The organism is Hydromonas duriensis (assembly GCF_004363775.1).
In the GTDB taxonomy this organism is placed as follows: domain Bacteria; phylum Pseudomonadota; class Gammaproteobacteria; order Burkholderiales; family Burkholderiaceae; genus Hydromonas; species Hydromonas duriensis.
In genome coordinates, this window is record NZ_SNZE01000006.1 from 84551 (window position 1) to 110631 (window position 26081).

General features: G+C 48.8%; 24 protein-coding genes and 1 tRNA gene. 13 read left to right on the forward strand and 12 right to left on the reverse strand.

Annotated elements, in window-relative coordinates:
- Window positions 1-38: 38 nt before the first annotated feature.
- From DFR44_RS04265 to DFR44_RS04275, 3 genes are read right to left on the reverse strand one after another with little or no spacing between them, the layout of a single operon-like run.
- Complete coding sequence (locus DFR44_RS04265) at window positions 39-557, reverse strand: methylated-DNA--[protein]-cysteine S-methyltransferase (RefSeq protein WP_133619465.1); 519 nt, start codon at window positions 555-557, stop codon at window positions 39-41.
- A gap of 1 nt (window position 558) precedes the next feature.
- A complete protein-coding gene (gene ispH / locus DFR44_RS04270; protein ID WP_133619466.1) occupies window positions 559-1524 on the reverse strand; it encodes a 4-hydroxy-3-methylbut-2-enyl diphosphate reductase in 966 nt (321 codons plus the stop codon).
- Window positions 1524-2000 (reverse strand): FKBP-type peptidyl-prolyl cis-trans isomerase, encoded by a 477-nt coding sequence (locus DFR44_RS04275; protein ID WP_133619467.1) that lies wholly within the window; start codon window positions 1998-2000, stop codon window positions 1524-1526. The genes ispH and DFR44_RS04275 overlap by 1 nt, the downstream gene beginning before the upstream one ends.
- Before the next feature lie 116 nt (window positions 2001-2116).
- Here DFR44_RS04275 and radC point away from each other — a divergent pair, with 116 nt between their 5' ends.
- Window positions 2117-2803 carry a RadC family protein gene (gene radC / locus DFR44_RS04280; protein WP_133619468.1) on the forward strand — a complete coding sequence of 229 codons (687 nt, stop codon included), beginning with the start codon at window positions 2117-2119 and terminating at the stop codon, window positions 2801-2803.
- A gap of 42 nt (window positions 2804-2845) precedes the next feature.
- Here the strand turns inward: radC and mutY are convergent, their stop codons facing one another.
- Together mutY and mutM are read right to left on the reverse strand one after the other, a co-directional pair.
- Complete coding sequence (gene mutY, locus DFR44_RS04285; RefSeq protein ID WP_133619469.1) at window positions 2846-3916, reverse strand: A/G-specific adenine glycosylase; 1071 nt, start codon at window positions 3914-3916, stop codon at window positions 2846-2848.
- 8 nt (window positions 3917-3924) lie between these two features.
- The gene (gene mutM, locus DFR44_RS04290) at window positions 3925-4770 is read right to left on the reverse strand and encodes a bifunctional DNA-formamidopyrimidine glycosylase/DNA-(apurinic or apyrimidinic site) lyase (protein ID WP_133619470.1); all 846 of its coding nucleotides are present in this window, start codon (window positions 4768-4770) and stop codon (window positions 3925-3927) included.
- 219 nt (window positions 4771-4989) lie between these two features.
- Between mutM and DFR44_RS04295 the strand changes: the two genes are divergently transcribed.
- The 6 genes from DFR44_RS04295 (at window position 4990) to DFR44_RS04320 (ending at window position 9190) form a co-directional block, all read left to right on the forward strand.
- Window positions 4990-5988, forward strand: a complete 999-nt coding sequence (locus tag DFR44_RS04295) for a tetratricopeptide repeat protein (protein WP_133619471.1) — start codon at window positions 4990-4992, stop codon at window positions 5986-5988.
- An 87-nt stretch (window positions 5989-6075) separates the two neighbouring features.
- Window positions 6076-6657 (forward strand): outer membrane lipoprotein LolB, encoded by a 582-nt coding sequence (locus DFR44_RS04300; protein WP_133619472.1) that lies wholly within the window; start codon window positions 6076-6078, stop codon window positions 6655-6657.
- Window positions 6658-6784: 127 nt separating this feature from the next.
- Window positions 6785-7681, forward strand: a complete 897-nt coding sequence (gene ispE / locus DFR44_RS04305) for a 4-(cytidine 5'-diphospho)-2-C-methyl-D-erythritol kinase (protein ID WP_133619473.1) — start codon at window positions 6785-6787, stop codon at window positions 7679-7681.
- Entirely contained in the window at window positions 7678-7992 is a 315-nt protein-coding gene (locus DFR44_RS04310; protein WP_133619474.1) for a YtxH domain-containing protein, read from the forward strand. Before ispE ends, DFR44_RS04310 begins: the two co-directional genes overlap by 4 nt.
- 75 nt (window positions 7993-8067) lie before the next feature.
- Window positions 8068-8143 (forward strand) — tRNA-Asn (locus DFR44_RS04315).
- 156 nt (window positions 8144-8299) lie between these two features.
- Window positions 8300-9190 carry an ion transporter gene (locus DFR44_RS04320; protein ID WP_133619475.1) on the forward strand — a complete coding sequence of 297 codons (891 nt, stop codon included), beginning with the start codon at window positions 8300-8302 and terminating at the stop codon, window positions 9188-9190.
- 92 nt (window positions 9191-9282) lie between these two features.
- Here DFR44_RS04320 and lpdA read toward each other — a convergent pair whose 3' ends face one another.
- From lpdA to aceE, 3 genes are all read right to left on the reverse strand, one after another.
- Entirely contained in the window at window positions 9283-11079 is a 1797-nt protein-coding gene (gene lpdA, locus DFR44_RS04325) for a dihydrolipoyl dehydrogenase (RefSeq protein ID WP_133619476.1), read from the reverse strand.
- A gap of 151 nt (window positions 11080-11230) precedes the next feature.
- Complete coding sequence (gene aceF / locus DFR44_RS04330) at window positions 11231-12853, reverse strand: dihydrolipoyllysine-residue acetyltransferase (protein WP_133619477.1); 1623 nt, start codon at window positions 12851-12853, stop codon at window positions 11231-11233.
- A gap of 224 nt (window positions 12854-13077) precedes the next feature.
- Window positions 13078-15738, reverse strand: coding sequence for a pyruvate dehydrogenase (acetyl-transferring), homodimeric type (gene aceE, locus DFR44_RS04335; RefSeq protein WP_133619478.1), 2661 nt, complete (start codon window positions 15736-15738; stop codon window positions 13078-13080).
- A gap of 279 nt (window positions 15739-16017) precedes the next feature.
- Between aceE and DFR44_RS04340 the strand changes: the two genes are divergently transcribed.
- Window positions 16018-16389, forward strand: a complete 372-nt coding sequence (locus tag DFR44_RS04340) for a RidA family protein (protein ID WP_133619479.1) — start codon at window positions 16018-16020, stop codon at window positions 16387-16389.
- 122 nt (window positions 16390-16511) lie between these two features.
- Here the strand turns inward: DFR44_RS04340 and DFR44_RS04345 are convergent, their stop codons facing one another.
- Together DFR44_RS04345 and ettA are read right to left on the reverse strand one after the other, a co-directional pair.
- Window positions 16512-18431 carry a chorismate-binding protein gene (locus tag DFR44_RS04345; protein WP_133619480.1) on the reverse strand — a complete coding sequence of 640 codons (1920 nt, stop codon included), beginning with the start codon at window positions 18429-18431 and terminating at the stop codon, window positions 16512-16514.
- An 8-nt stretch (window positions 18432-18439) separates the two neighbouring features.
- Window positions 18440-20104 carry an energy-dependent translational throttle protein EttA gene (gene ettA / locus DFR44_RS04350; RefSeq protein ID WP_133619481.1) on the reverse strand — a complete coding sequence of 555 codons (1665 nt, stop codon included), beginning with the start codon at window positions 20102-20104 and terminating at the stop codon, window positions 18440-18442.
- A gap of 236 nt (window positions 20105-20340) precedes the next feature.
- Between ettA and DFR44_RS04355 the strand changes: the two genes are divergently transcribed.
- From DFR44_RS04355 to DFR44_RS04365, 3 genes are all read left to right on the forward strand, one after another.
- On the forward strand, window positions 20341-20643 hold the full coding sequence (locus DFR44_RS04355) for an ArsR/SmtB family transcription factor (protein ID WP_133619482.1): 303 nt from the start codon (window positions 20341-20343) through the stop codon (window positions 20641-20643).
- Window positions 20636-21595, forward strand: coding sequence for a cation diffusion facilitator family transporter (locus DFR44_RS04360; RefSeq protein WP_133619483.1), 960 nt, complete (start codon window positions 20636-20638; stop codon window positions 21593-21595). The genes DFR44_RS04355 and DFR44_RS04360 overlap by 8 nt, the downstream gene beginning before the upstream one ends.
- Before the next feature lie 107 nt (window positions 21596-21702).
- The gene (locus tag DFR44_RS04365; protein ID WP_133619484.1) at window positions 21703-22278 is read left to right on the forward strand and encodes a TMEM165/GDT1 family protein; all 576 of its coding nucleotides are present in this window, start codon (window positions 21703-21705) and stop codon (window positions 22276-22278) included.
- Window positions 22279-22393: 115 nt separating this feature from the next.
- Here DFR44_RS04365 and DFR44_RS04370 read toward each other — a convergent pair whose 3' ends face one another.
- On the reverse strand, window positions 22394-23212 hold the full coding sequence (locus DFR44_RS04370) for an OmpA family protein (RefSeq protein ID WP_133619485.1): 819 nt from the start codon (window positions 23210-23212) through the stop codon (window positions 22394-22396).
- A gap of 76 nt (window positions 23213-23288) precedes the next feature.
- A complete protein-coding gene (locus DFR44_RS11385; RefSeq protein ID WP_162845153.1) occupies window positions 23289-23951 on the reverse strand; it encodes a YadA family autotransporter adhesin in 663 nt (220 codons plus the stop codon).
- On the opposite strand from DFR44_RS11385, the gene DFR44_RS11390 reads away from it, so the two are divergent.
- Together DFR44_RS11390 and DFR44_RS11395 are read left to right on the forward strand one after the other, a co-directional pair.
- Window positions 23950-24414: a hypothetical protein gene (locus DFR44_RS11390; RefSeq protein WP_162845154.1), complete on the forward strand. Its 465-nt coding sequence runs from the start codon at window positions 23950-23952 to the stop codon at window positions 24412-24414. The genes DFR44_RS11385 and DFR44_RS11390 overlap by 2 nt on opposite strands.
- Window positions 24415-24504: 90 nt before the next feature.
- The coding region (locus DFR44_RS11395) for a hypothetical protein (protein WP_211336894.1) at window positions 24505-26081 on the forward strand (1577 nt) is incomplete at its 3' end.

A 26081-nucleotide genomic window follows, 5' to 3' on the forward strand; every position in this document is an offset into this window, starting at 1 on the left:
ATCAATACTGAATAATACTCGATGATATTCAATGCTAGTCAATGGTAGTCAATGCCTTCATGCCTTAACAACCAGCGTTTGACATGAATATGAAAACCATCGTCATGCCGCGCAAAACCACCAATCCCATTGCGCGCCACCACGCGATGACACGGCGTAATCAATGGATAAGGATTCGCACCGCACGCGCCACCAATCGCGCGAGGACTGCCGCACTGAATAATTTGCCCGACTTGTTTGTAGCTCAACACTTGACCGCTTTCAATAGCGTTAATTGCTTGCCAAACCCGTTTTTGGAAATCTGTCCCTTGAGGCATCAAAGGCAAATCAAAAGGTGAGTTACTGTTTACGAGGTAGGCTTCGATTTGTTGAAAAGCACGTCTCGATAATTCGCTGTCACCTTTTTTTTCTTGATAGCCACTGGGCAAATAGCTTAATTCAAAGACTTTATCATGCTCGTTGTTTAAACGCACACCAACAGCCCCAAATGGCGCGGGTACAATCGCATCAAAGGTAGATGCGGGTGAGTGAGTTTGTGCATGTAACAGGGTGCGCATATTATTTCTCCACTGAAATTGCAATGCTTTGCAGTCCTTTTAAGCCTTTGGGCAAAGGAAAACTGACCGCCTCCTCAACCCCTTCAAGTACGCGCACCGAACTTGCGCCCAATGAGCGTATGCGCATCAAAACGCTTTCAACCAAAACTTCTGGCGCCGATGCGCCCGCTGTGACGCCGATGCGCCGTGCGTCTTTGAACCATGACTCATCCACATCACCCGCATTATCGACCATGTAAGCGCGCACCCCCATTTTTTCTGCCAATTCGCGCAACCGATTTGAATTTGAACTGTTGGGGCTGCCCACCACAATGACCACGTCCACTTGAGGTGCCATCACTTTTACGGCATCTTGTCGGTTTTGAGTGGCGTAACAAATATCCGCTTTTTTTGGTTCGTGAATACTCTGGAAACGGGCTTTCAACGCTGCAATGATGCCACTTGTATCATCCACGGACAAGGTCGTCTGAGTAACATAAGCAAGTTGATTGGGGGTTTTCACTTGTATGGTCGACACATCGTCAACCACTTCAACCAAATAAATACCATCGTCCACTTGCCCCATCGTGCCTTCGACTTCAGGGTGGCCACGGTGCCCAATCATGATGACTTCCAAACCTTGCTCGCGCATTTTAGACACTTCGACATGCACTTTAGTCACAAGCGGGCAAGTCGCATCAAAAATGTGCAGGCCACGTTCAGCCGCTTCGGCACGCACTGCGCGTGAAACCCCATGCGCTGAAAAAATCACGGTACTGCCTGAGGGCGCTTCATGTAACTCTTCGATGAACACCGCTCCTTTGGCGCGTAAATCTTCGACCACGTATCGATTATGTACAATTTCATGACGCACATATATGGGTGCACCAAATTGGGCTAACGCGCGCTCAACAATCTCAATCGCTCTATCGACACCCGCGCAAAACCCACGCGGTTGCGCCAAAACAATATCCATAGTTTGTGACATCACAGCACCCCGATGACTTTAAGTTCTAAACGCAAGGCTTTGCCTGCCAGTGGATGATTAAAATCAATCCATGCCCCTGACTTGTCTTGGTTCCAATCCTGAAACACTCCCGTCATTCGATAACCATTGGGCATCGAAAACTCGACAAAATCACCTTGTACAAATTCATCCACTTGAGGATTGCCTTCGAGCAACAGGCCACGACCGACCTCTTGACGCAAATCGGGGTTGTAATCGCCAAATGCCTGCGCTGCCGTTAAATCAAATACTTCATGCGTACCTTCAGCCAAACCCAGTAAACGCTCTTCCATAAATGGTGCCAGCTGCGCTTGACCAATCGCCACGGTGGCTGGATTACCTTCAAACGTGCTTAAAAAATCACTTAATATCTCGTCTAAAACCGTGATGCGATAATGCAATGTGACATGAGAAGAGGCACTCACAGTTAGAGTCGATTGGTTTTCAGAGGTAGACATAAAATGATTGGACTTTCTAAAAAGAGACAAAATGTGTATCGGACAATGATTACGGTATTATCCAATGTTCAGCAGTGGTAACATAGCGCCACTTATTTTTGGATATTATAAACCATATGCCCATCACTGACTGGCTCCCTGAAACCCGCCCTCGTGAAAAATTACTGGCTCGCGGCGCATCCGCATTAAGCGATGCGGAGCTACTGGCTATTTTTTTGCGAGTGGGCATGGTTGGCAAAAGCGCGGTTGATTTAGCCCATGAATTAATCGCTCATTTTGGCTCATTGTCGGCTTTATTTAACGCCCGCTTAAATGAGCTGTCTGAAATTAAAGGCATTGGTGAAGCAAAATACGTTCAGCTACAAGCCGTACTTGAAATGAGCCGACGCGCCCTAACCGACCACATCAGCCAACACTCTGCATTTAACAACATCGCTTCTGTCAAAACACTGGTTCAACTCCACTTGGCGGAACAACCCCAAGAAACATTGTTGGTCTTATTCTTAACAGCCCATCTCAACTTGATAGCCATAGAGACCATCGGCATAGGTCATACGACCCAAGTGGATTTACCCATCCGAGACATTGTCCGTCGCACATTTAATCACAACGCCCACGGCATCATCCTCGCGCACAACCATCCCAATGGCAATGCAACACCATCGGCTCAAGACATTGAAAGTACGCTAGCATTGCAAATGCAATTGGCGCCCTTGCATATTCATGTGCTCGATCACCTCATCGTGGCTAAAGGGCACGAAGCGCACAGCATGGTTGAGCACGGACAAATCTCACCTGTTTAATCTGCTGCTTCATCTACCGCTTAATCGATATAACTGGGCAGTTCATTCCAAAATTCGTCGTGTCAATTCCAAAATCGGCTTCGGCAACCCGACTTGTTTTAAGTCCTCAACACTAAACCACCCGCCCTGCCCAGCATTTTCTGTGTCTTCCAAGGCGCGCGCTTGACTGGCATCCAACTGAAATAAATGTGGCTGTAAATACAATACTCGGTGCGTCAGGACGTGTCGAATATGCTGTAGTTTGGCTTCACTTTCATTCAAGTCTGCGAAATTTAAACGGTTCTGTTCAGGAAAACTGTACAACCCTGCCCAAATTCCTTGGTCTGCTCGTTTTTCCAACCAAAGCCGACCCGCATGTTGATACACGTATAAAGCCACTTTAAATTCAGGCGATACTTTGCGTGCTTTAGCCGCAGGAATGTCATCCGTGAGTTGATGAATACGGGCGTAGCAATTGGTTTGCATCGGACATGCTGTGCATTGTGGAGTACCGCGTGCACATAGACTCGCACCCAAATCCATCAGACCTTGTGTGTAAATGCGCAAGGCTGTCGCATGAGGCATTTTGAGTTTTTTTGCATCGGCCTTCGTCACCAATAACTCATTGGCGTGCTGCCACAAAATTTTGTCGGTGGCGGCAGATGCTGGGGCGCGAACACCCATGACGCGAGCAATGATGCGCTTGACATTGCCATCAAGAATGGCGGCTGGATATCCATAAGCAAATACAGCAATCGCGGCTGCGGTCGATGCACCGATGCCTTTCAAAGTAACCAATTGCTCAGGCGTTCGAGGAAATTCACCACCGAAATCAGCAACCACACTGCGGGCGCAGGCGTGTAAATTGCGAGCGCGACTGTAATAGCCCAGACCCGTCCATAATGCGAGCACCTCATCTTGCTCGGCAGATGCCAGCGATTGAACATCTGGAAAGCGCTTTAAAAACCGCGCATAGTAGTCTTTCACCGTCACCACTTGGGTTTGTTGCAACATAATTTCAGACAACCAGATTCGATAGGCATCGGTCGTATTTTGCCATGGCAAATCATGCCGCCCATGCACAAGCTGCCACTTAATAAGGGCTTGGGAAAAGGAGAATGGCGAATTGTTCATGTCTATTTTTATTGGGTGGCGGGTTGGCAATGAGCACAAAAATACGTGGCGCGTTGCGCTTGAACGATGCGTTGAATCGCCCGTCCGCAGACGGTACACGGCTCACCCGCTCGATCATAGACGTTATAGTGCATTTGAAAATACCCGCTTTTTCCATCACTATTGACGAAGTCTTTCAAAGTACTTCCCCCTTTATCTATTGCGGCTTGCAACACAATTTTCACCTGTGCTGCGATGCGCTTGCTTTGGGCTAAAGTAAGGCTTTTGGTTGATGTTTCGGGATGAATCTTGCACCGAAATAGCACTTCAGAGGCATAAATATTACCCACGCCCACCACGATATCGCCCGCGAGCAGAGCCACTTTTATTGCTTGTGAACGGTTGCGGCTGTGTTGATAAAAGTATTCACCCGTAAACGCGTCATCAAATGGTTCAATGCCAAGGCTCAACAAACGTGGATGAAGATTTAAATCACCCACCGCCAAATCATGCCAAATAACAGAACCAAAGCGACGAGGGTCATGATAACGCAATCTGTGTGTTTCAAATACCCAATCAATGTGGTCGTGTTTTTGTGCGGGCGTGTCTGGCGCAACGATGCGCACACTGCCTGACATGCCCAAGTGTATCAACAACGCGCCTTGCGCATCATCTTCGCACGCACAATATAAAATCAAGTATTTACCACGCCTTGCCGTGTGCGTGATGGTTGCGTTTTTTAACGTTTCTTGCAAACGCAAATCCACGGGCCAACGTAACGATGCGTTGCGGACGATAAACTGCTGAATAATTTGCCCCCGCACATGCGGGTCAATGCCAAGGCGTGAAACCTCGACTTCTGGGAGTTCTGGCATGATAGTCTAGAAATAAAAAACGGATAAGTACAGCTTATAAATAGCGACAGGGCAGCAAATTTAACTGCGTTCACAAAACATACAAATTAATCGGTACAATTGACTCAAAATTGACTCAAAACTGATTTAAGGAAACAAAGTACTGTCGTTTATGCTCTTTGCCTCTTTGCTTGTCACTAATAAACCAATAAATAAACAATCATCATACAGGATTTAAACATGCCCTTCTTAAATGGCTCTCTCCGTCCAAGCGCACTCAGCCTTTCTGTGTTGAGCATGCTGGGCGCAATGACACTCGGCATCTCAACCCCCATACACGCACAAACCCTTGAGGATGCGGTACAAAACCCATCCGCAGTGCCCAGCAAAAAACTGGAGTACAACCTACCCAAACAAGCACTGACGCCCGAAATTGCTTTTAATAGCATTTTGGCCGATATTTTGTTACAACGCGGCAAGCCTCAAGAGGCCTACATGATGTATATGCGCACCGCCGCACTCACACGCGACCCGCGTTATGCTGAACTGGCTTACAAAATCGCGGCGGCTTTGGGCGCAAAAGATCCAGCGCTGACAGCGGCTAAACTATTAAAAGAACTTGCGCCAAATACACAGCTCGGACAAGACTTGAAAACTCAAAACGATATTCAACGCGCTTATGGTCAAATTGATGCCCAACAATATCGTCCCGCCTACGAAACGGCGAAAATCATACTGAAGGACTCACCCGACAATGTGCCGGCCTTGGGTTTATTGGCCGATGTTGCCGATCGTTTAGGCTATAACAACGAAGCTTTAGCGGCTTTAGAAAAGCTCGTCAAAATTGACCCCAACAATCCCGAGCATCAAAATGCTTTAGGCTATTTTTTAGCCGATAAAAACATGCGACTGCCAGAGGCCAAAACTTTGATAGAAAAAGCCATTGCTCAAAAACCAGCTGCGCCTCACATCATTGACAGCTTGGCTTGGATTAACTACCGCCTCGGCAACTTGGATACCGCGTTGCAACTCGTTGAACAATCGCTGGTACAAGAACCTCATGATGAAGTCAAAATCCATTATGGGGAAATTTTATGGGCCAGCGGTCAACAAGAAAAAGCACTGTCCGTGTTGCGCCAAGTTTATGAAACCTCTCCATTTTTACCTAATTTACGCGACACAGCTGAACGGCTGAATATTCCAATGAGCCAGCTTCAACGCATTCAACCAAGACAATGACGCATAATTTGTCGGCGTTCTTAACGGTCAATGTCTTGTCGCATGAACCGTTCAAAAAATTTCAATTCATTCCTTTAGGAAAATAGCATGTCTGTTTACGCCCGCCTGCGTTCTGGCACCATTGGTGTTGTCGCCCTTTTTTTAACCGCCTGTGCCAGTGTGGCACCCGTTCGTGACGCCAACAATATTGATGACAAAGTCCAATTTTCGATGGACGGGCGATTCGCTGTTCAATACATCGAGAATGGCGAAGATAAAAGCATGACGGGCAAAATGCTATGGGAAGAAACGCGCCGCGCCACGGACATTACATTATCAACCCCTTTAGGCAACGCAATTGCAGGGTTACACATCACGCCCAACGAAGCACGCATTAAAACGTCAGATGGTCATTTATTTGTCGAAAACACGCCCGAAGAATTAATGTATCGCTTATTGGGCTATGAGCTGCCTTTTTCGAACCTGCGCAGCATGGTCGGCTCAAGCCAAAAATCGTTAGCTGAACACACTGTTTTGGAAGGAATTGAAGGCTGGGACGTCAAAGTCACCAACCGCTTTCCCAACCCCAATCTTGCCAAAAAACTCATCATCACCCGCATCAAACCAACGCCTTTAACATTCACTTTATTCATTGATGAGCGTTCTGATGCGCCTGAACCGACTGAGTAGACTGAGTAGACTGAGTAGACTGAGTAGACTGAGTAGACTGAGTAGACTGAGTAGACTGAGTAGACTGAGTAGACTGAGTAGACTGAGTAGACTGAGTAAATTAAAACAATTTTATACGCCACTTGTCATGCCACACACTGTTTATCTTTCACCTGCCAAAATCAATTGGTTCTTGCATGTCACAGGCCAGCGCGATGATGGCTATCACACGCTAGAAACTGTATTTCAACAAATTGACTGGTACGACACATTACACATCCAGCTCCGCAATGATGGCAACATTCATCTACAAGGTGACTCATGTGGCGTTGCCATTGAAACAAACCTTGCCTATCGTGCAGCAGTGGCCTTGAAAACTTTTGCGCATCAGCACAACCATTCGAATGACGTTTTAGGCGCAGACATTCATTTGCAAAAAAACATTCCCACGGGCGCAGGCTTGGGAGGAGGCAGCTCCAACGCTGCAACCGTATTATTGGCATTAAATCAACTTTGGCATCTAAATTTCAGTCATTCACAATTACAAAGCATCGGACTCAAACTGGGCGCAGACGTTCCTTTTTTCGTCAGCGAACACCCCGCCGCTTTCGCCCAAGGGATTGGTGAACAACTCTCACCTTTAGACCTGCCCAAGCGCGAGATTCTTTTGGTCAACCCAAATGTACACGTCAATACTGGGGCTGTTTTCACACACCCCAACTTGCCTCGTCAACACCCCGCCTTAACAACATCGCTTTTTGAACTTCAGCAACAATTGCATGAGCAACCTTTTCAAGCCCAGCACCGCAACGACCTTGAAAGCGTGACCTTCGAGCTGTCACCAGAAGTTAAAATGGTCTACAACGCTTTGCAACACGTCGCACCCACGCGCATGAGCGGCTCTGGTTCAACCCTCGTCGCCTGTCCAATGAGCGATGACGAAAGCGCAGCTTTAAAAGCATGGGTCGCCAATGCGCCCGCGCACTGGCAATGTCGTTGGGCAAACACAATCTCAACCCAATCAACCAACGGAGATATCTTATGAAAATCTATTGGACAGCCAATCAAATTCCAGAATTAACAGGCTTAGACAGAGCCACTCAAAAAGACCTGATGCGGCGCACCGTACAAGAAGGGCGTAAACGCTTGCCTAAAAACTTCGTGATGGTGCGTGTTTTGGCTTTATTGGCAATTGCCTTAATTTTATTTGCTATTTTTGGACAAATTTTAAAAGGCTTTTTAGGAGGCGCAATTGTTGGCGGCTTAATTGGCTTAGCATTCGCAGCATTGATTCAAACGCCATGTATTGACAAGGGACGCGAGTGGCTGCGCGAACAAGGCCATCCAAAAAATTAATCGAAAAAAACAGCATACAATTCAAAAAAGTACTTGACGTAAGTAGCAAAAGCCATCATAATGTCGTTCTTCAATTCCCTGATAGCTCAGTCGGTAGAGCGACGGACTGTTAATCCGCAGGTCCCTGGTTCGAGTCCAGGTCGGGGAGCCAGATTATAAAAGGGCTTACAGCAATGTAAGCCCTTTTTGTTTTCCTAAAAAATCCGAATCTCGCCAAAGAGCATTCCTTTTCAAGGAATAGGGGTGCTAAAATAGTCAGCTAACATCATGCCTACATTCAGCTTGCCTTCTATAACAATCAATAATCATGGAAATTTTGAACATCAATCCTGATAAGCAAATCAAGCGCATCGGCAAACCTTTATCGGGTTGGCGACTACGTGTATACACCATTATTTTTGAAGCCGACACGCGGGCTGGACGAATCTTTGATTTAAGCTTGCTGCTCATGATTATGTTGAGTGTAGCGGTTGTATTTGCCGAAAGCGTGAAAAGCATTGATGCGCGCTATGGGGCTTGGTTTAATGCCCTCGAGTGGTTTTTTACCATTGTTTTTACCATTGAATACATTTTACGTTTGACCTGTATACGCCACCCCATCCGCTATGCCAACAGTTTTTTTGGCGTGGTGGACCTGCTGTCCATCCTACCGACGTACTTGGCTTTTTTTATTCCAGGCTCACACATGCTGGCCAATATTCGTGTGTTGCGATTGTTGCGCATTTTTCGTGTATTGGGGCTCAGTGCCTACGTCCGTGAGTATTACGCCCTTGTCACGGCTATCCGCTCCAGCGGGCGCAAGATTTTTATTTTCTTATCATTTGTTGTGATACTCACCATCATTATGGGCACCATCATGTACATCGTTGAGGGTGAAGAAAGTGGCTTTAGCAGCATTCCCACCTCTATTTATTGGGCGATTACCACGATGACGACAGTGGGTTACGGTGACATTTCACCCGCGTCTAATTTAGGGCGATTTATTGCATCGATTATGATGTTGGCTGGCTGGGGAATTTTAGCTGTGCCGACAGGCATCGTGACGGTTGAAATGGGGAATATCAAACGTTTCCGTCAAAAACCAACAACCCGCACCTGTCATGAGTGCCTCACGGAAGGTCATTTACCCGAAGCAAAATTTTGCATGAATTGTGGTTCAGAACTGCCCGAATATCAATGCGATGAGGATGATAAATAAGCCCTTTCGCAGCACTTAATTAGGTTATATAGCCCTCATAAAAAACGCCACAAAATTATTTTGTGGCGTTTTTTTCAAGCTCTTTTTTTAAGTCATTTCTTCTTTTGCGGAGGCAAGTCAGTGCAGTGACCTTTGAATACTTCCGCCGCCATACCGACCGACTCTCCGAGCGTTGGATGTGGATGGATGGTTTTACCCACATCAACCGCATCTGCGCCCATTTCAATCGCCAAGCACACTTCTGAAATCAAATCTCCCGCGCCTGTTCCGACAATGCCGCCACCAATAACGCGCCCTGTTTCTTGATCAAAAATCAGTTTTGTAAAGCCCTCATCACGCCCATTGGCAATGGCTCGGCCTGAAGCTGCCCATGGGAATACGCCTTTACCCACTTTCAAGCCTTCAGCCTTGGCTTGGTCTTCGGTCATACCTGCCCAAGCAACTTCTGGGTCGGTGTAAGCGACACTTGGTATCTGACGCACGTCAAAGAATGATTTTTCGCCAAAAGCGGCTTCGGCGGCGACATGTGCTTCGTGTACAGCTTTATGCGCGAGCATTGGCTGCCCAACAATGTCACCAATCGCAAAAATATGCGGCACATTGGTGCGCATTTGTGCGTCGACGTTGATGAAGCCACGGTCGGTCACGGCTACGCCTGCCTTATCCGCGCCAATCAACAAACCATTCGGCGCACGACCCACGGCCACCAAAACCATATCGTAACGTTGCGGTTCAGCAGGTGCGGTTGACTTGTCATTGGCTTTTTCAAAGGTGACATAGATGCCTTCTTCGCGCGCCTCAACCGCCACCGTTTTGGTGTTGACATAGATGTTGTCAAAACGGTGTTCATTGTATTTCTGCCAAACTTTTACGAGGTCACGATCCGCGCCCTGCATCAAACCGTCCATCATTTCAACCACATCCAAGCGTGCCCCAAGCGATGAGTACACTGTACCCATTTCAAGACCAATGATGCCCCCACCAATAATCAGCATCTTTTTCGGTACTTGGCGCAGCTCCAGCGCACCCGTACTATCGACGATACGCGGGTCTTGTGGAATGAACGGCAAGAGCACAACACGCGAACCCGCAGCAATAATCGCTTTGGCAAAACGCACTACTTTTTTAACGCCTATGGTTTCGCTGCCTGTACCCGTGGTTTCGGTCACTTCAATGTGATGAGCATCAAGGAATTGTCCAACACCGCGCACCGTCGTGACCTTGCGAGCTTTCGCCATACCTGCCAGACCACCTGTTAATTTTTTAATCACGCTGTCTTTATAATCGCGTAGTTTATTCAAATCAACTTCAGGCTTGGCGAATGTAATGCCATGGGAGCTCATGTGCTGCGCCTCATCCATAATCGCTGCGGTGTGTAAGAGCGCTTTTGATGGAATACACCCGACATTCAAGCACACGCCGCCGAGGGTCGAATAACGCTCGACCAAAACTGTGTTCATACCCAAATCAGCCGAGCGGAACGCTGCGGAATAGCCGCCTGGGCCTGCGCCCAATACGAGCATTTCGCATTCAATATCAACGGGGCCGTTGTATGAGCCTGCTGGCAATGCGACGGGTACTGCAACTGGAGCCGCCTCTTTAACGGGAGCGGGCGCAGCAACAGGCGCGGCAGCAGCGGTTGAACTCGCCGCTGCCTCGAGCACAACCACCACCGTACCTTCGGAAATTTTATCGCCCATGCTCACGCGCAGCTCTTTCACCACGCCCGCCGCAGACGAAGGCACATCCATCGTGGCCTTATCAGACTCGAGCGTCACCAAAGCGTCCTCGATGGCGACGGTATCGCCAACCTTGACATGGATTTCAATCACAGGCACATCGCTGTAATCGCCGATGTCAGGGACTTTTACTTCAACCAATTGATTCATTTTGTCTTCCTCTAATCATTGTGTCGTTCATCATGACTGACATGATTGACCAAGCTTTTTCTAAATGTTAGGTGTTAAGCATGACATGGACGGGCCGTCGCTCGACATGCCCCGACCACATTCATCCGCCCTAATGAGATGTGTGCATGACTTACATCAACACGCGACGAAAATCAGCCAAAATACTCGCCAAGTACGCATTGAAACGCGCAGCGGCCGCACCATCAATCACACGATGGTCAAATGACAAGCACAGCGGGCACATCAAGCGTGGTTCAAATGCTTGGCCGTTCCACACAGGCTTCATCGCTGATTTCATCACACCTAAAATCGCCACTTCAGGCGCATTGATAATCGGTGTGAACGATGTGCCGCCAATGCCACCCAAAGATGAAATCGTGAAGCAACCCCCACTCATGTCCGCAGGTTTGAGCTTGCCTTCACGGGCTTGTTTGGCCAACTCAGACATTTCAGCCGCAATTTGTGCCACACCTTTTTTATCAGCATCTTTTAGGACTGGCACCATCAAACCATTCGGCGTATCCGCTGCAAAACCAATGTGATAGTATTTTTTCAAAATCAAATTATCGCCATCGAGCGACGCATTGAATTCTGGGAATTTTTTCAAAGCTTGCACCACCGCCTTGATGATGAAAGCGAGCATGGAGAATTTAACGCCTTGTTTTTCATACTCTTTGTTCATTTGTACGCGGAATTGCTCTAACTCGGTCACATCGGCATCTTCATTCACCGTCACATGCGGAATCATGACCCAGTTGCGCGACAGGTTCGCACCTGAAATTTTCTTAATGCGCGACAACGGTTGTGACTCAATGTCACCAAATTTTGCAAAATCAACTTTAGGCCACGGCAACAAATCCAAACCAACACCCGAGCCAGCGGCAGGCGCAGCTGCTCCCGCTAAGGCAACTTGCCCTGTCATGACCGATTTGATGAATCCACGCACGTCATCTGGTGTAATGCGACCTTTGATACCCGTGCCTTTGACCAGACCAATGTCCACACCCAATTCACGCGCAAATTTACGCACCGATGGAGAAGCATGAGCGGTTTTTGAAGCGGCAACCGCAGGACCTGCGGCTGGCGCTGAAGCGGGGGTAGCCACGGGTGCGGGTGCTGCTACGGCCACGGGGGCTAGCGCAGCGGCAGGTGCTACTACAGGCGCAACCGCAGCGACTGATGCGCCACCCGCGCCTTCTAAAATCACCACGACGGTACCTTCAGAGACCTTGTCACCCAAAGCCACCTTAATTTCTTTGACCACCCCAGCCGCTGATGAGGGCACGTCCATCGTCGCTTTGTCGGACTCAAGCGTAACCAAGGCATCTTCAACGGCGATGGTGTCGCCAACTTTCACATGAATCTCAATCACAGGGACATCGTTGTAGTCGCCAATATCTGGGACTTTAACCTCAACCACACCGCCTGAAACAGGCGCACTCGCCACCGCAGCGGGGGAAGTTTGGGCGGGAGCTGGGATCGATGCGGTGGCAACAGCGGCTGTGGCTGTTGCCGCTGCTTCTAGCACCACCACCACGGCACCTTCAGACACTTTATCGCCCAAAGCCACTTTAATTTCTTTCACCACGCCTGCCGCTGACGATGGCACATCCATCGTCGCTTTGTCGGATTCAAGCGTAACCAAGGCATCTTCAACAGCGATGGTGTCGCCGACTTTCACATGAATTTCAATCACAGGTACGTCGTTGTAGTCGCCAATATCTGGGACTTTCACTTCAATGAGTTGGCTCATTTTGTCTTCCTCATAATCATTATGGATATACGAATAAAGTAACGCGCGGCCTTATTCGTGATTGAATTTGAAACTGTCGCCCGCAACAATCGGGAAGGTCTCAAACACAATCAATTACTGGTATCAATGACACCCCCATTGAGAAGCACTTGAGAACCAAAACAATGATACGTTGCAATTCAGTATCCAGTATCGGCTCAATTGGTTCACAATGGGGTTGGCTATTAAACCGTCATTGGGTTGGGCTTAGTCACGTCCAAATTGTATTTGGCAATTGCTTTCGCCACGATGTCATTTGAAATGCTGCCCTCGTCAGCCAAAGTTTTGAGTGCAGCAACCGTGACCCAATAACGATTCACTTCAAAGAAGTGGCGCAATTTTTCACGGGTATCTGAGCGGCCAAAACCATCCGTACCCAATACCGTATAACGTGCAGGCACATAGGCTCGGATTTGTTCAGGAATCGCACGAACGTAATCGGTCGCCACAATGACAGGGGCTTTAGAATCACCCAAGATTTTTTCAACATGCGATTGTTGGCGTGCCGCAGTTGGGTTGAGTAAGTTTTGACGTTCAACCGCCATGCCATCCCGCGCCAATTCGACAAAGCTAGGTGCAGCGTATAAATCTGCATCCACGTTCCAATCGGCTTTAAGCAAATCAGCGGCCGCCATGACTTCATTGAAAATTGTACCCGAACCCATCAAGCGCACACGCGCCTTGCCGTTTTTACGGAACGCATACAAGCCTTTGAGAATGTCTTGCTCCGCGCCCGCAGGCATGGCTGGATGCGCATAGTTTTCATTCATCACGGTGAGGTAGTAGTACACGTCCTCTTGCTCTTGATACATGCGGCGCAAGCCATCTTGCACAATCACGGCCACTTCGTACGCAAAAGTCGGGTCGTAAGAAATACAATTCGGAATCGCGCCCGACCACAAGTGGCTGTGACCGTCTTCATGCTGCAAACCTTCACCGTTCAACGTTGTACGACCTGCCGTACCGCCGACCAAGAAGCCACGCGAGCGCATATCGCCTGCCGCCCAGCACAAATCGCCAATGCGTTGGAAGCCAAACATTGAATAGAAAATATAGAACGGAATCATCGGCAAGTTGTGCGTTGAGTACGATGTGGCCGCAGCAATCCAGTCGCACATCGCACCCGCTTCATTGATGCCCTCTTGCAACACTTGACCTGTTTTAGACTCTTTGTAGAACATCAATTGGTCATGGTCTTGTGGCGTGTAGGTTTGCCCCTCTTGGTTCCAAATCCCCAGTTGACGGAACAAACCTTCCATACCAAATGTACGAGACTCGTCGGGCACAATCGGCACGATGTATTTATTGATGTTTTTGTCTTTCAACAAAATATTCAATAATCGCACAAACGCCATGGTGGTCGAAATTTCACGACCTTCAGCCGTTGCCGCCAACAAAGGGGCGAACGCATCTAGACTTGGAATCGTCAATTGAATATCGGTTTTGCGACGACGTTGTGGCAAATAGCCGCCCAATGCTTGACGACGAGCGCGCATGTATTCCAACTCTTTAGAACCTTCTGCGAATTTAACAAAGGGCACTTTTTCGAGGTCTTCGTCGGCCACTGGAATTTGGAAACGGTCGCGGAAGGCTTTGATGTCTTCAATCGCCATTTTCTTTTGCTGATGCACGGTATTTTGCGCTTCACCCGACGCGCCCATGCCGTACCCTTTAACCGTTTTCGCCAAAATCAAAGTCGGCTGGTCGGTCGCATCTTGCGCTTCTTTGAACGCAGCATAAATTTTGTGCGGGTCATGACCGCCACGGTTCAAGTCCCAAATATCCTCATCCGACCAGTCGGCGACGAGGGCTTCAAGTTCAGGCGTGTTAAACACGGTTTTGCGAACATACGCACCGTTTTTCGATTTCATGGTTTGGTACTCGCCATCGACGATTTGCCCCAAACGCTCCATCAAAATGCCTTTTTTGTCACGTGCAAACAAAGCATCCCATTTCGTACCCCAAATGACTTTAATCACATTCCAGCCAGAACCACGGAATTCAGATTCAAGTTCTTGGATGATGCTGCCATTACCGCGCACAGGTCCATCAAGGCGTTGCAAATTACAGTTAATCACAAACACGAGGTTGCCCAATTTTTCGCGCCCCGCCATGCCAATTGCGCCCAATGATTCAGGCTCATCGGTTTCACCATCACCCAAGAACGCCCACACTTTGCGTCCCGCTGTTTTTTGCAAACCGCGGTCTTCGATGTATTTCATAAAGCGTGCTTGGTAAATCGCCATAATCGGCCCCAAGCCCATAGACACGGTTGGGAATTGCCAAAAATCTGGCATCAACCAAGGATGTGGATACGATGAAATGCCTTTACCATCAACCTCTTGGCGGAAAGAATCAAGCTGTTCATCCGTTAAGCGACCTAACAAGTAAGCGCGCGAATAAATGCCCGGTGAGCAGTGCCCTTGTGAAAAAATCAAATCGCCGCCGTGCTGTTCTGAGGGGGCGTGCCAAAAGTGGTTGTAACCGACTTCGTATAAAGTGGCCGAGGACTGGAATGAGCCAATATGTCCGCCGACGTTGGTGTCTTTGTTCGCACGCAAAACCATCGCCATGGCATTCCAACGCACATAGGCGCGGATGGTGTGCTCAATGTCTTGGTCTCCAGGAATACGGGGCTGTTGTTCAACAGGAATGGTGTTGATATAGGGCGTTTGGGCATGAAATGCTTGATGCACGCCATGCGTGCGGGCGTATGCAATGGTTTGGTCGATTAAATACGCTGCGCGACCCGAACCTTGATGCTCAATGACCGCGTCCAGCGCGTCCAACCATTCCTGCGTCTCTTGCGTGTCAATGTCCACGCCCATTTTGTCCTGTGCTGCCATGCTTTAGGCTCCTAATGATTTGTTATTGTTAAATATTTTGAATAAAAAGCGGATATTCAAACGTCTCTACGCTCTTGTATATACTGCGTATTTCACATCGTTTTCTATTCTATGCCGTGCGTCAGGCTGCCGCAAGCACTATTTCATAAAGCGATAGCAGTTTTCAAATTATGAAAAACGCCGTTTTTAGCTGACAGATAAAAACAACATCTTCTCTCTTTTCAATTAGAATCAAACTTGATTTTTTACTTTCCATTTCACCACTGCTCAAACACAAGGATGATTATGATTTCTCGTCACAATGTCGAAGACCGCTATTCAGATATGGCGGTTTACAATGGGGTCGCCTACCTCGCGGGGCAAGTTGCCAGCGACATGACTCAAAACGTCACTGAACAAACCCGTGAAGTATTGGGCATGATTGATGCCTTACTGTCCGCTGCGGGTACAGATAAATCGCGTATTTTGATGGCTCAGATTTACCTAAGCAATATGCGTGATTACGTGGGCATGAACGAAGCGTGGGATGCGTGGGTCAAGGACATCAAAGGCAACGCGCCCCCACGAGCCACGGTGCAATCGCCATTGGCGAACAGTCAATATTTAGTCGAAATTGTCGTGACGGCTGCGGTACCATCACAGAATGGATAATGACGAGCGGCTGATGCTCAACGTGGTTTCAGCCCTTATTGAATATCCAATCGAATGGCAATGAATTTAAACCATACCCATTGCCATTCAATACCGTTGAACAGCCAAACGAGCCGTCTGTATCAATCATTGTTTAGTTGCGCGCGCAGTCGATATAGGGCGTTACACAACATAATCTCTTCTGCTTGGCGCAATTCATCCAAACCAAAGGCGCACTCACTCGCCGCCAAGGTCTCATCCGCCAACAATTCGGCTCGTGCGATGCCACCCAAAAGCCCGCTTGTCAAAGGCGGCGTGAGCCATTGGCCATTAAGCTTGATAAAGATAGAGCTGCGCGCGCCTTCAGTGACTTCACCTTTTTCATTGACAAAGACATAATCAAACCAGCCTTTGGTCTTGGCCTCGCTCATCGCCTCGTTATACAGCGCGCGCACCGCGCTCTTGTGTTGTAAAAAGGGATTGTCCGAATGCACCGTGGTCGGATACATTCCAAAAGTAACAGGCGCGTCCCATGCTTCAAGTGTCCGAATGCGGGCGTTCCAAGAACCGTCGGGCTGCACACCCAGACGTAAAGCAACCGCCTCCGCATCTTTTGGCCATTCTTGCGAGTCCAGCCAAGCCTTGACGGCATCAGCGTTCAAATCGCTATTGGGCAAAGCCCAACCAAACGCGGCCGCAGACTGCCTCATGCGCGCCATGTGTTGTTTAAATAAAGGCATTGCACCATTGCGTTCAACCCGCATGGTTTCAATCAACTCGGCCTCACGCCCATGTTGGGTAAAAAATCGGGCTTTTAACAAGCACTCTTGCCATTCATCAGCGGCTATCGAATCAAAAGTAATGCCCGCGCCAACATTGCATTGCACGGGCCATCTGTGAGCACTCACTTTTAATTTAAGCGGTGTGGCGGTAGTTTCCAAGGTGCGAATGGGCACGGAAAAGACCGCATTAAAACGCCCCTGCTCTGTCGGCGTGACATAACCCAGCGCACCGCAATAAGCCCCGCGTGCATGAGGTTCAAGCGCATCAATAATCTCCATCGTGCGGCGTTTGGGCGCACCCGTAATCGAACCACACGGAAACAGCGCATCAAACAACTCGCTCAAGCTCGGCTGTCGATGCAAATCAGCGCGCACCGTCGATGTCATTTGCAACACATCCCCGTAACGTTTGACCTCAAACAGCTTGGGCACGCGTACTTTTTTCGTGCATGCCAACTGCGACATGTCATTGCGCATCAAATCGACAATCATCAAATTTTCAGCACGGTTTTTTGAATCCGCCGCCAGCAAAGTCGCTCGACGCGTGGTGTCGCTGTCATTATCACCAATGGCGGCCGTACCTTTCATCGGACGACACGTCAGGCTGTCGCCATTTAATTCAACAAACAATTCGGGGGAAAACGACAACACGCTGTTGTGCGGAAATAAAAACAAACCGCCATAGCCAATGCGTAAATCTCGAACCCAATCCGCATAAATCGCCGCCAAAGCCGCCTCTGATGCATGCGGGCTGTGCGCCCAAACATCCGCCACAAAAGGGAAGGTGTAATTCACTTGGTAAGTATCGCCAGCGGCAATCCACTCACGGGTACGCTCTATCGCGGCATCAAACTGCATGGGCGTGACCGTCGGCTGTGGCGTCACGAGGTGAGTTGTGACCTGCTTGGATTGAGTTTCAAGGTAGGCAATTGCTTGCTGTTGCGTCATCAGCTCAGGCGCATCAAATGCCAATGCCTGCAACCACGGGGTCACGCCGACATCAGGATGCGCTTGAGGCTTGATTTGAAGATTTAAGTGCGCACCAATGGCGCACGCCTGTGCCGCCTCATACGACATGGACAATACAATATGCGCCCCCGTGCGCGCGGCGGTGTCTATCTCATTCAAGACATCTTGCATACGCGCACGACTTGACTCTAAATCCGCAGCAACAGGTGCGGGCACGCACCACGCGCCTTGCGGATGTGTGAACAAGCGGCTGACAGCCGTTGCGTGGCTGCCATCAAACAATAAAGCGGAACATTGCTCAAGCGCGCGCATGAAACCCTTTAGCGGCTGATGGGTTTATAGCGGATTCGCTTCGGTTTAGCCGCCTCTTCACCCAGTCGCTTGCGCTTATCGTCTTCGTATTCTTGGTAGTTGCCTTCAAAGAACGTCCATTGCGAATCGCCCTCAGCGGCCAAAATGTGTGTGCAGATGCGGTCTAAGAACCAGCGGTCATGGCTGACAATAATCGCGCTGCCTGCAAATTCGAGCAAAGCATCTTCCAACGCACGTAACGTTTCAACGTCCAAATCGTTCGACGGTTCATCAAGCAACAGCACATTGCCACCCGCGATGAGGGTGTGCGCCAAGTGTAAACGCCCGCGTTCACCGCCCGACAACGTGCCGACCAGTTTTTGTTGGTCGCCGCCTTTGAAGTTAAAGCGGCCGATGTACGCACGACTCGGCATTTCAAAACGACCCACGGTCAACAGATCCGCGCCACCTGAAATCACTTCAAACACCGTTTTATCGTTATCCAAGCCTTCGCGACTTTGATCCACCGCAGCGATTTTCACTGTACTGCCGACCTCGATGCTGCCCGCGTCGGGGGTATCCAAGCCTTGAATCATTTTGAACAATGTTGATTTACCCGCGCCGTTTGGCCCAATCACACCGACAATCGCGCCCGCAGGAATTGAGAAGCTGACGTTATCCATCAACAATTTATCGCCAAAGGCTTTCGACACGCCATTGAAATCAATCACGCGGTCGCCCAAACGCTCTCCTGGCGGAATAAAAATCTCTTGCGTCTCATTGCGCTTTTGATACTCAACGCTAAGCATTTCTTCATAACGCGATAAACGAGCCTTACTTTTCGCTTGGCGTGCTTTCGGGTTCGAGCGCACCCATTCCAACTCTTGTTGCATGGCTTTGCTGTGTGCGTCGCGCTGTTTGTTTTCTTGCGCCAGACGCGCATCTTTTTGCTCGAGCCAACTTGAATAATTACCTTTCCAAGGAATGCCCTCACCGCGATCCAGCTCCAAAATCCACTCGGCGGCGTTGTCCAAGAAATAGCGGTCATGCGTCACCGCGACCACGGTGCCAGGGAAGCGCACGAGGAACTGCTCAAGCCATTCGACCGACTCAGCGTCCAAATGGTTGGTGGGCTCATCAAGCAGCAGCATGTCTGGTTTAGACAGCAACAATTGACACAAGGCCACACGGCGTTTTTCACCGCCCGACAGCGTGCCAATTTTGGCATCCCACGGCGGTAAGCGCAGCGCATCAGCGGCGATTTCCATTTGCGTTTCCATGTCCGAACCCGCTGCTGAAATAATCGCTTCATAACGCGCTTGGTCTTCGGCGAGCTTGTCAAAATCAGCATCTGGTTCTGCATAAGCCATGTACACTTCTTCGAGCTTGGCTTTCGCTTCAACCACTTCACCCATCGCCGCTTCAACCTCTTGGCGCACGGTGTGGTCGGGATTGAGTTTGGGTTCTTGCGCCAAATAGCCTTTACGGATGTTGGGCAACCACTGCACTTCGCCTTCAAATTCTTTTTCCTCACCCGCCATGATGCGCAGCACGGTCGATTTACCCGCACCATTCAAGCCAAGCAAACCAATTTTAGCCCCTGGGAAAAAAGACAACGAAATGTCTTTGATGATTTGACGTTTGGGCGGAACAACTTTGCTGACGCGCAGCATGGACATAACATATTGAGCCATTTTGAACCTTTTTTGAATAGCGAATAAAAAACGTATTTTAGCCGATTAAGACAAGCGAAATACAATAATCCAAGTGTCGAGCTGTATATTTCAGCACGCCAACTTTTTCACACCAGCTAAACTCTAAACAAGACCATAATCAAACAGTTGAACAATTGTTTAATTGTTTGTACAATCACTGTGTTTTTACAAAACTCAAACATGTACATAACATCTACACAACAGACATCACACAAATGAATTTCACACACAGCGAACACATTGTTCAATTGGCCGATTTATTTGACCTATTGGGCGACCAAACCCGATTGCAAGTTGTATTAACCTGCTTGGCGGAGCCTATCGCGGTGACTGATATTGCTAAAAAATTAAATGTGAGTACTTCGCTCATCAGCCACCATCTGCGTTTACTTCGCGCTGCACGCGTGGTCAACGGTGAACGACAGGGCAAACATATTTTATGCAGCGTCAATGACCCACACATCAGAACCATGATTATCAACATGCTTGAACACATTGCGGAGCCGCACGATGACTAACACCTTTCACAATGACGACCATGGTCAATTCATTGCTCACGGCGATGGAGATGCGAATCACAACCACCAACACCACTACAATCAAGCCCATTATCTGGGTTTTGCCTTATTGCTCACGGGTGTTTTTTCTTTAGTTGAATTTTTCGCGGGCTTACACGCCCAATCGCTCGCTCTTATCTCGGATGCAGGGCACATGCTTACCGACACCGCAGCCCTCGCCTTGGCGTATTTTGCTCAAAAAATGGTGTCCCGCCCCGCTTCATCTAAACTGTCTTTTGGCTACACGCGCGTCGAAATAGTGGCGGCATTTATTAATGGTCTGACAATGGCGGCGATTGTGTTATGGATTATGGGACAAGCCCTATGGCGCTTGTGGCATCCCGTCATCGTGAATGGCTCGACCGTCACTTGGGTCGCCACGCTGGGCTTGGTGATTAATTTATTAGTGGCGTGGCTGCTACATCGTGACCAAAGCAGCATGAATGCGCGCGCAGCGTTGCTCCACGTCATGGGCGACTTACTCGGCTCTGTGGCTGCAATTGCTGCAGGTTTAGTGATTGCTTATACGGGTTGGATGCCGATTGATCCGATTTTGTCTATTTTTGTATCCCTACTGATTATTCGCTCAACGTGGGCACTGCTTAAAGAATCGGTTTGGCACTTGATGAATGCCGTTCCACACCACATTGACTACAACGCGGTCGGCCACAGCCTCCGCGAACTTGAAGGCGTCGCTTCTGTTCATGACTTACACATCTGGGACATGTCACCTAACCACCCAACCTTAATGGCTCACGTCATTTTAGAGTCAACGGTTGAATGGCCGATTTTGCTTAACAATGCGCGCCATATGTTGCTCGAGCAGTTCGGTATCGAGCACGTCACGTTGCAACCTGAATGGAAGCTAGATGACGGCTCTATCCCAGATGACTGCGCTTCGGATGAGGACTGATATAGCGACTACCTTCAAGCTCAACTTGTTTTTTAGAGAACAAGTGGCTTGTCTTCACCGATTAAAAACCACAACTTTTATATGTTTACAACCAGAAAGGAATTAAATTGGAAGCTTTTCTTATCTCCACAGGCATTGTCGCGCTCGCAGAAATTGGCGACAAAACGCAGCTACTCGCCTTCATTTTGGCCGCAAAATTCAAAAAACCTGTGCCTATCATTTTAGGTATCCTTGCCGCCACGCTGGTGAATCATGGCTTCGCTGGCGCGATTGGCGCGTGGGTCACTTCACTCGTTAGCCCAGAAACGATGCGTTGGATTTTGGGCGGCTCATTCATCGCCATGGCAATTTGGATTCTCGTACCCGATAAATTCGATGAAGACGATGCCAAACTTGCTCGATATGGCGTATTTGTAACCACGTTAATTGCATTTTTTCTCGCTGAGATGGGTGATAAAACCCAAATCGCCACAGTGGGCTTGGCCGCTAAATACAATAATTTAATCGCTGTTGTTGCAGGGACCACAATCGGCATGATGATAGCGAATGTGCCCGCTGTCATTTTTGGTGACAAAATCGCCAACAGCATCAAACCCGCCATCGTGCATCGCATTGCCGCGGTGATTTTTATAGTGCTCGGTGTCGCAACATTATTGGGTGCAGGCTCTGGATTCGGGCTTTAACCAAAACTGCATAACAAAAAAAGCCGCTTTAACAGCGGCTTTTTTTAGGTCATGTTTGATGCAAATTTTAATGCAAAGTTTAATACTAAAACAGAGGAAACAAATGTTTAATGCCTTAATTCTTGGCTGTGCCTGAGATGACAATGTCAACTCGGCGATTGGCTTGCAAACATGCAATCACCGCAGGCGTCGCAGAGCCAGAGCAGGTCACCACAGGTTGAGATGAACCCACGCCTGATGATGAAATTAAGTTACCTGGGATGCCTCGGCTCATTAAAAAACCTTTAACGGTATCTGCACGCGCTTGTGACAAAGCCATATTTGCACGATCCGATCCAATCCGATCCGTATGACCAATCACGTTGATTGAATTCAAGTTGTAGCCCGCTTGAATTTGTTGCGCCAATCGCTCAAGCCGCTGTTGTCCTGCAGGCATCAAATCTTTAGAGCCCGCCTTACCAAATGCAAACATACCATCTGCAGATAAGGTAATCGAGTGTACTGGAGGCTGTTTAGGCGCTTCCTCTTTAATCACCACAGGAGGCTTCTCAGCCGTCAAGCCGCCGCATTGTTCGTCTTTCCAATGTGTACTGCGCACACGGGTATTTTGGTCAAAACGGACTTGATATTGGCAAGTCACATAATCCGCACCATTACCCGTGTACAAATTAAAGGCATAGTTCCAAACCTTAGTACCACCAATGCCTTCATTAAAATGAGGGTAGCCAATTTGTAAGGCCACTTGATCTTTAGTCATGCCCTGAGCGATTCGACGAAGGTTTTCTGGACCCACAAAATCACCCGTTTTCAACCACGATGTTCTTAACTCTGGAAACCCATTGTTTTGACTGCTGTCTTTTGCCCATGCTGATGTCATCGCACACATCAAGGCACTTGCACTTAAAAAACTTAAAATTAGTTTTGTTGCTTTCATGCTTTATCCTTAATTCAATTCAGATTGCCGTATCAAATCAAGAGGTGCGCCCAAAGGCACACCCCATCCTGATTTGTTAGTCAATAATGCCTGTGAAAGTCAAGCGTCCGCTCACACCACCTTTGGCAGAACCCGCGACACCACCAGAGATAGACCAGCGACCGTTGTCTGCTGTTTTTCTCACTGACACACCAAGGGCCGTTTGACCACCGCTGTAACCAACACCAGCGGCATAAGTCAACTTACTTGGAATGTAAGGCGCAGCTTCTAAAGCCAAGGCACTTGCAATACGACCAGACAACTTACCGTCCAAATCACTAATTCTTGCATTCAAGGTGTTGCCCATGCCTTGTAACTGACCAAGATTAACGGCATCAGTCGCATGAGTAGCATCCGCCACATTGGTGATTTGACGCTCATTGCCAGCCGAACCAACTGAAACAGTATTGTCGCGTTCAGCAACTGAATCCGAACCCAAGGCCACAGAATTAACACCTAAGGCATTTGCATTCGTACCCATCGCAATGGCATTCGTACCACTTGCCGTTGCACCGTTACCCTGTGCAATAGAGCTTTCACCACTTGCAAGGGCATTAGGACCAATCGCAATTGAATCAACACCTTTAGCAACAGCTGAAACACCACCATCTGAATTCACTTGCATGTACTTCAAGCCATCTTCGTACACATCGTTCAAGATTGTTGAAAGTGAAGCAACCGTAACAACGTTATCTCTCATGCCAGTTGAAGTTGATGTTGACAATGACGCCAAAGCATCTTCTAAACCAGAAACACCCGTTGAGACAATCGAAGACACAACAGTCGACAACGATGCGATTGAGCTACCGACAGTGCTAAAGCCGCTTGAAGTTGTCGTTGACAACGAACCGACCGTGCTGTCCACTGTGCTCATCACGGTTGAAGCCACGGTACTCACAGCACTTGACACCACTGTTGAGAGTGCCGTCGACACCACTGTAGAAATCGCCGTTGAAACACCCGAAGACACAACGCTAGACAACGAAGCAATCGCACTGCTGTTTGAGCTCAAGCCCGCTGACGTTGAAGTCGACAACGAATTGACCGTACTGTTGTTAGCAGAACCACCCGATGTCCCCATTGTTGACACAAGAGTCGACAACGAAGCAATCGAAGTTCCTGTCACAGTCGACAACGATGCAACAGCGCTGTTCACGGTGTAAAAGCCAGTAAACGTCATTGTTGACAACGAAGCCACTGCACTATTCACACTGACAAAACCAGTAGAGGTTAACGTTGACAATGAGAACAGATTGCTGTTTGTCGTACTAAAGCCCGTCGATGTCGCTGTTGACAATGACGTCACCGCGCTATCAACGCTACTCAAGATTGACGATACCGCACTTGACACCGTCGTTGACACATTGGTTGAAACCACTGTAGACAACGAAGCGATTGAGCTGTTAGCACTGCTCAAGCCCGTTGACAATGACGTCACGTTGCTATTCGTCGTGCTGATGGCTGACGAGGTTGCCGTTGACAACGAAGTCACATTGCTGCTCACCGTGCTAATCGCAGATGACGTTGCAGTTGACAATGAGTTCACGCTGCTGGTCGCTGTGCTCAACGCTGTTGATACTGCACTTGACACTGCTGTTGAAACACCTGTCGATACCGCAGACGACAACGATGCGATTGAGCTGTTGGCACTGCTCAAGCCTGTTGACGTTGCAGTTGACAATGACGTCACGTTGCTGTTCGTCGTGCTGATGGCTGACGACGTTGCCGTTGACAACGAAGTCACATTGCTGCTCACCGTGCTAATCGCAGATGACGTTGCAGTTGACAATGAGTTCACGCTGCTGGTCGCTGTACTCAACGCTGTTGATACTGCACTTGACACTGTTGTTGAAACGCCTGTCGATACCGCAGACGACAATGATGCGATTGAGCTGTTGGCACTGCTCAAGCCCGTTGACAATGACGTCACGTTGCTATTCGTCGTGCTGATGGCTGACGAGGTTGCTGTCGACAATGACGTCACGCTGCTATTCGTTGTGCTGATTGCCGCAGACGTTGTCGTTGACAATGAAGTCACATTGCTATCAACGGTACTCAATGCTGATGATGTTGCAGTTGACAGTGAGTTCACGCTGCTGGTCGCTGTGCTCATTGCTGTTGATACCGCACTTGACACGGCTGTTGAAACACCAGTCGACACCACAGTAGACAACGATGCGATTGAGCTGTTGGCACTGCTCAAGCCCGTTGACGTTGACGTTGACAACGACGTCACGTTGCTATTCGTCGTGCTGATGGCTGACGAGGTTGCTGTCGACAATGACGTCACGCTGCTATTCGTTGTGCTAATTGCCGCAGACGTTGTCGTTGACAATGAGTTAACGCTGCTGGTCGCTGTGCTCAACGCTGTTGATACTGCACTTGACACTGCAGTTGAAACACCTGTCGATACCGCAGACGACAACGATGCGATTGAGCTGTTGGCACTGCTCAAGCCCGTTGACGTTGACGTTGACAACGATGTCACGTTGCTGTTGGTTGTGCTGATGGCTGACGAGGTTGCTGTCGACAATGAAGTCACGCTGCTATTCGTTGTGCTGATTGCCGCAGACGTTGTCGTTGACAATGAAGTCACATTGCTATCAACGGTACTCAGTGCTGATGATGTTGCAGTTGACAGTGAGTTCACGCTGCTGGTCGCTGTGCTCATTGCTGTTGATACCGCACTTGACACTGCTGTTGAAACACCGGTCGACACCACAGTAGACAACGATGCGATTGAGCTGTTGGCACTGCTCAAGCCCGTTGACGTTGACGTTGACAACGACGTCACGTTGCTATTCGTCGTGCTGATGGCTGACGAGGTTAC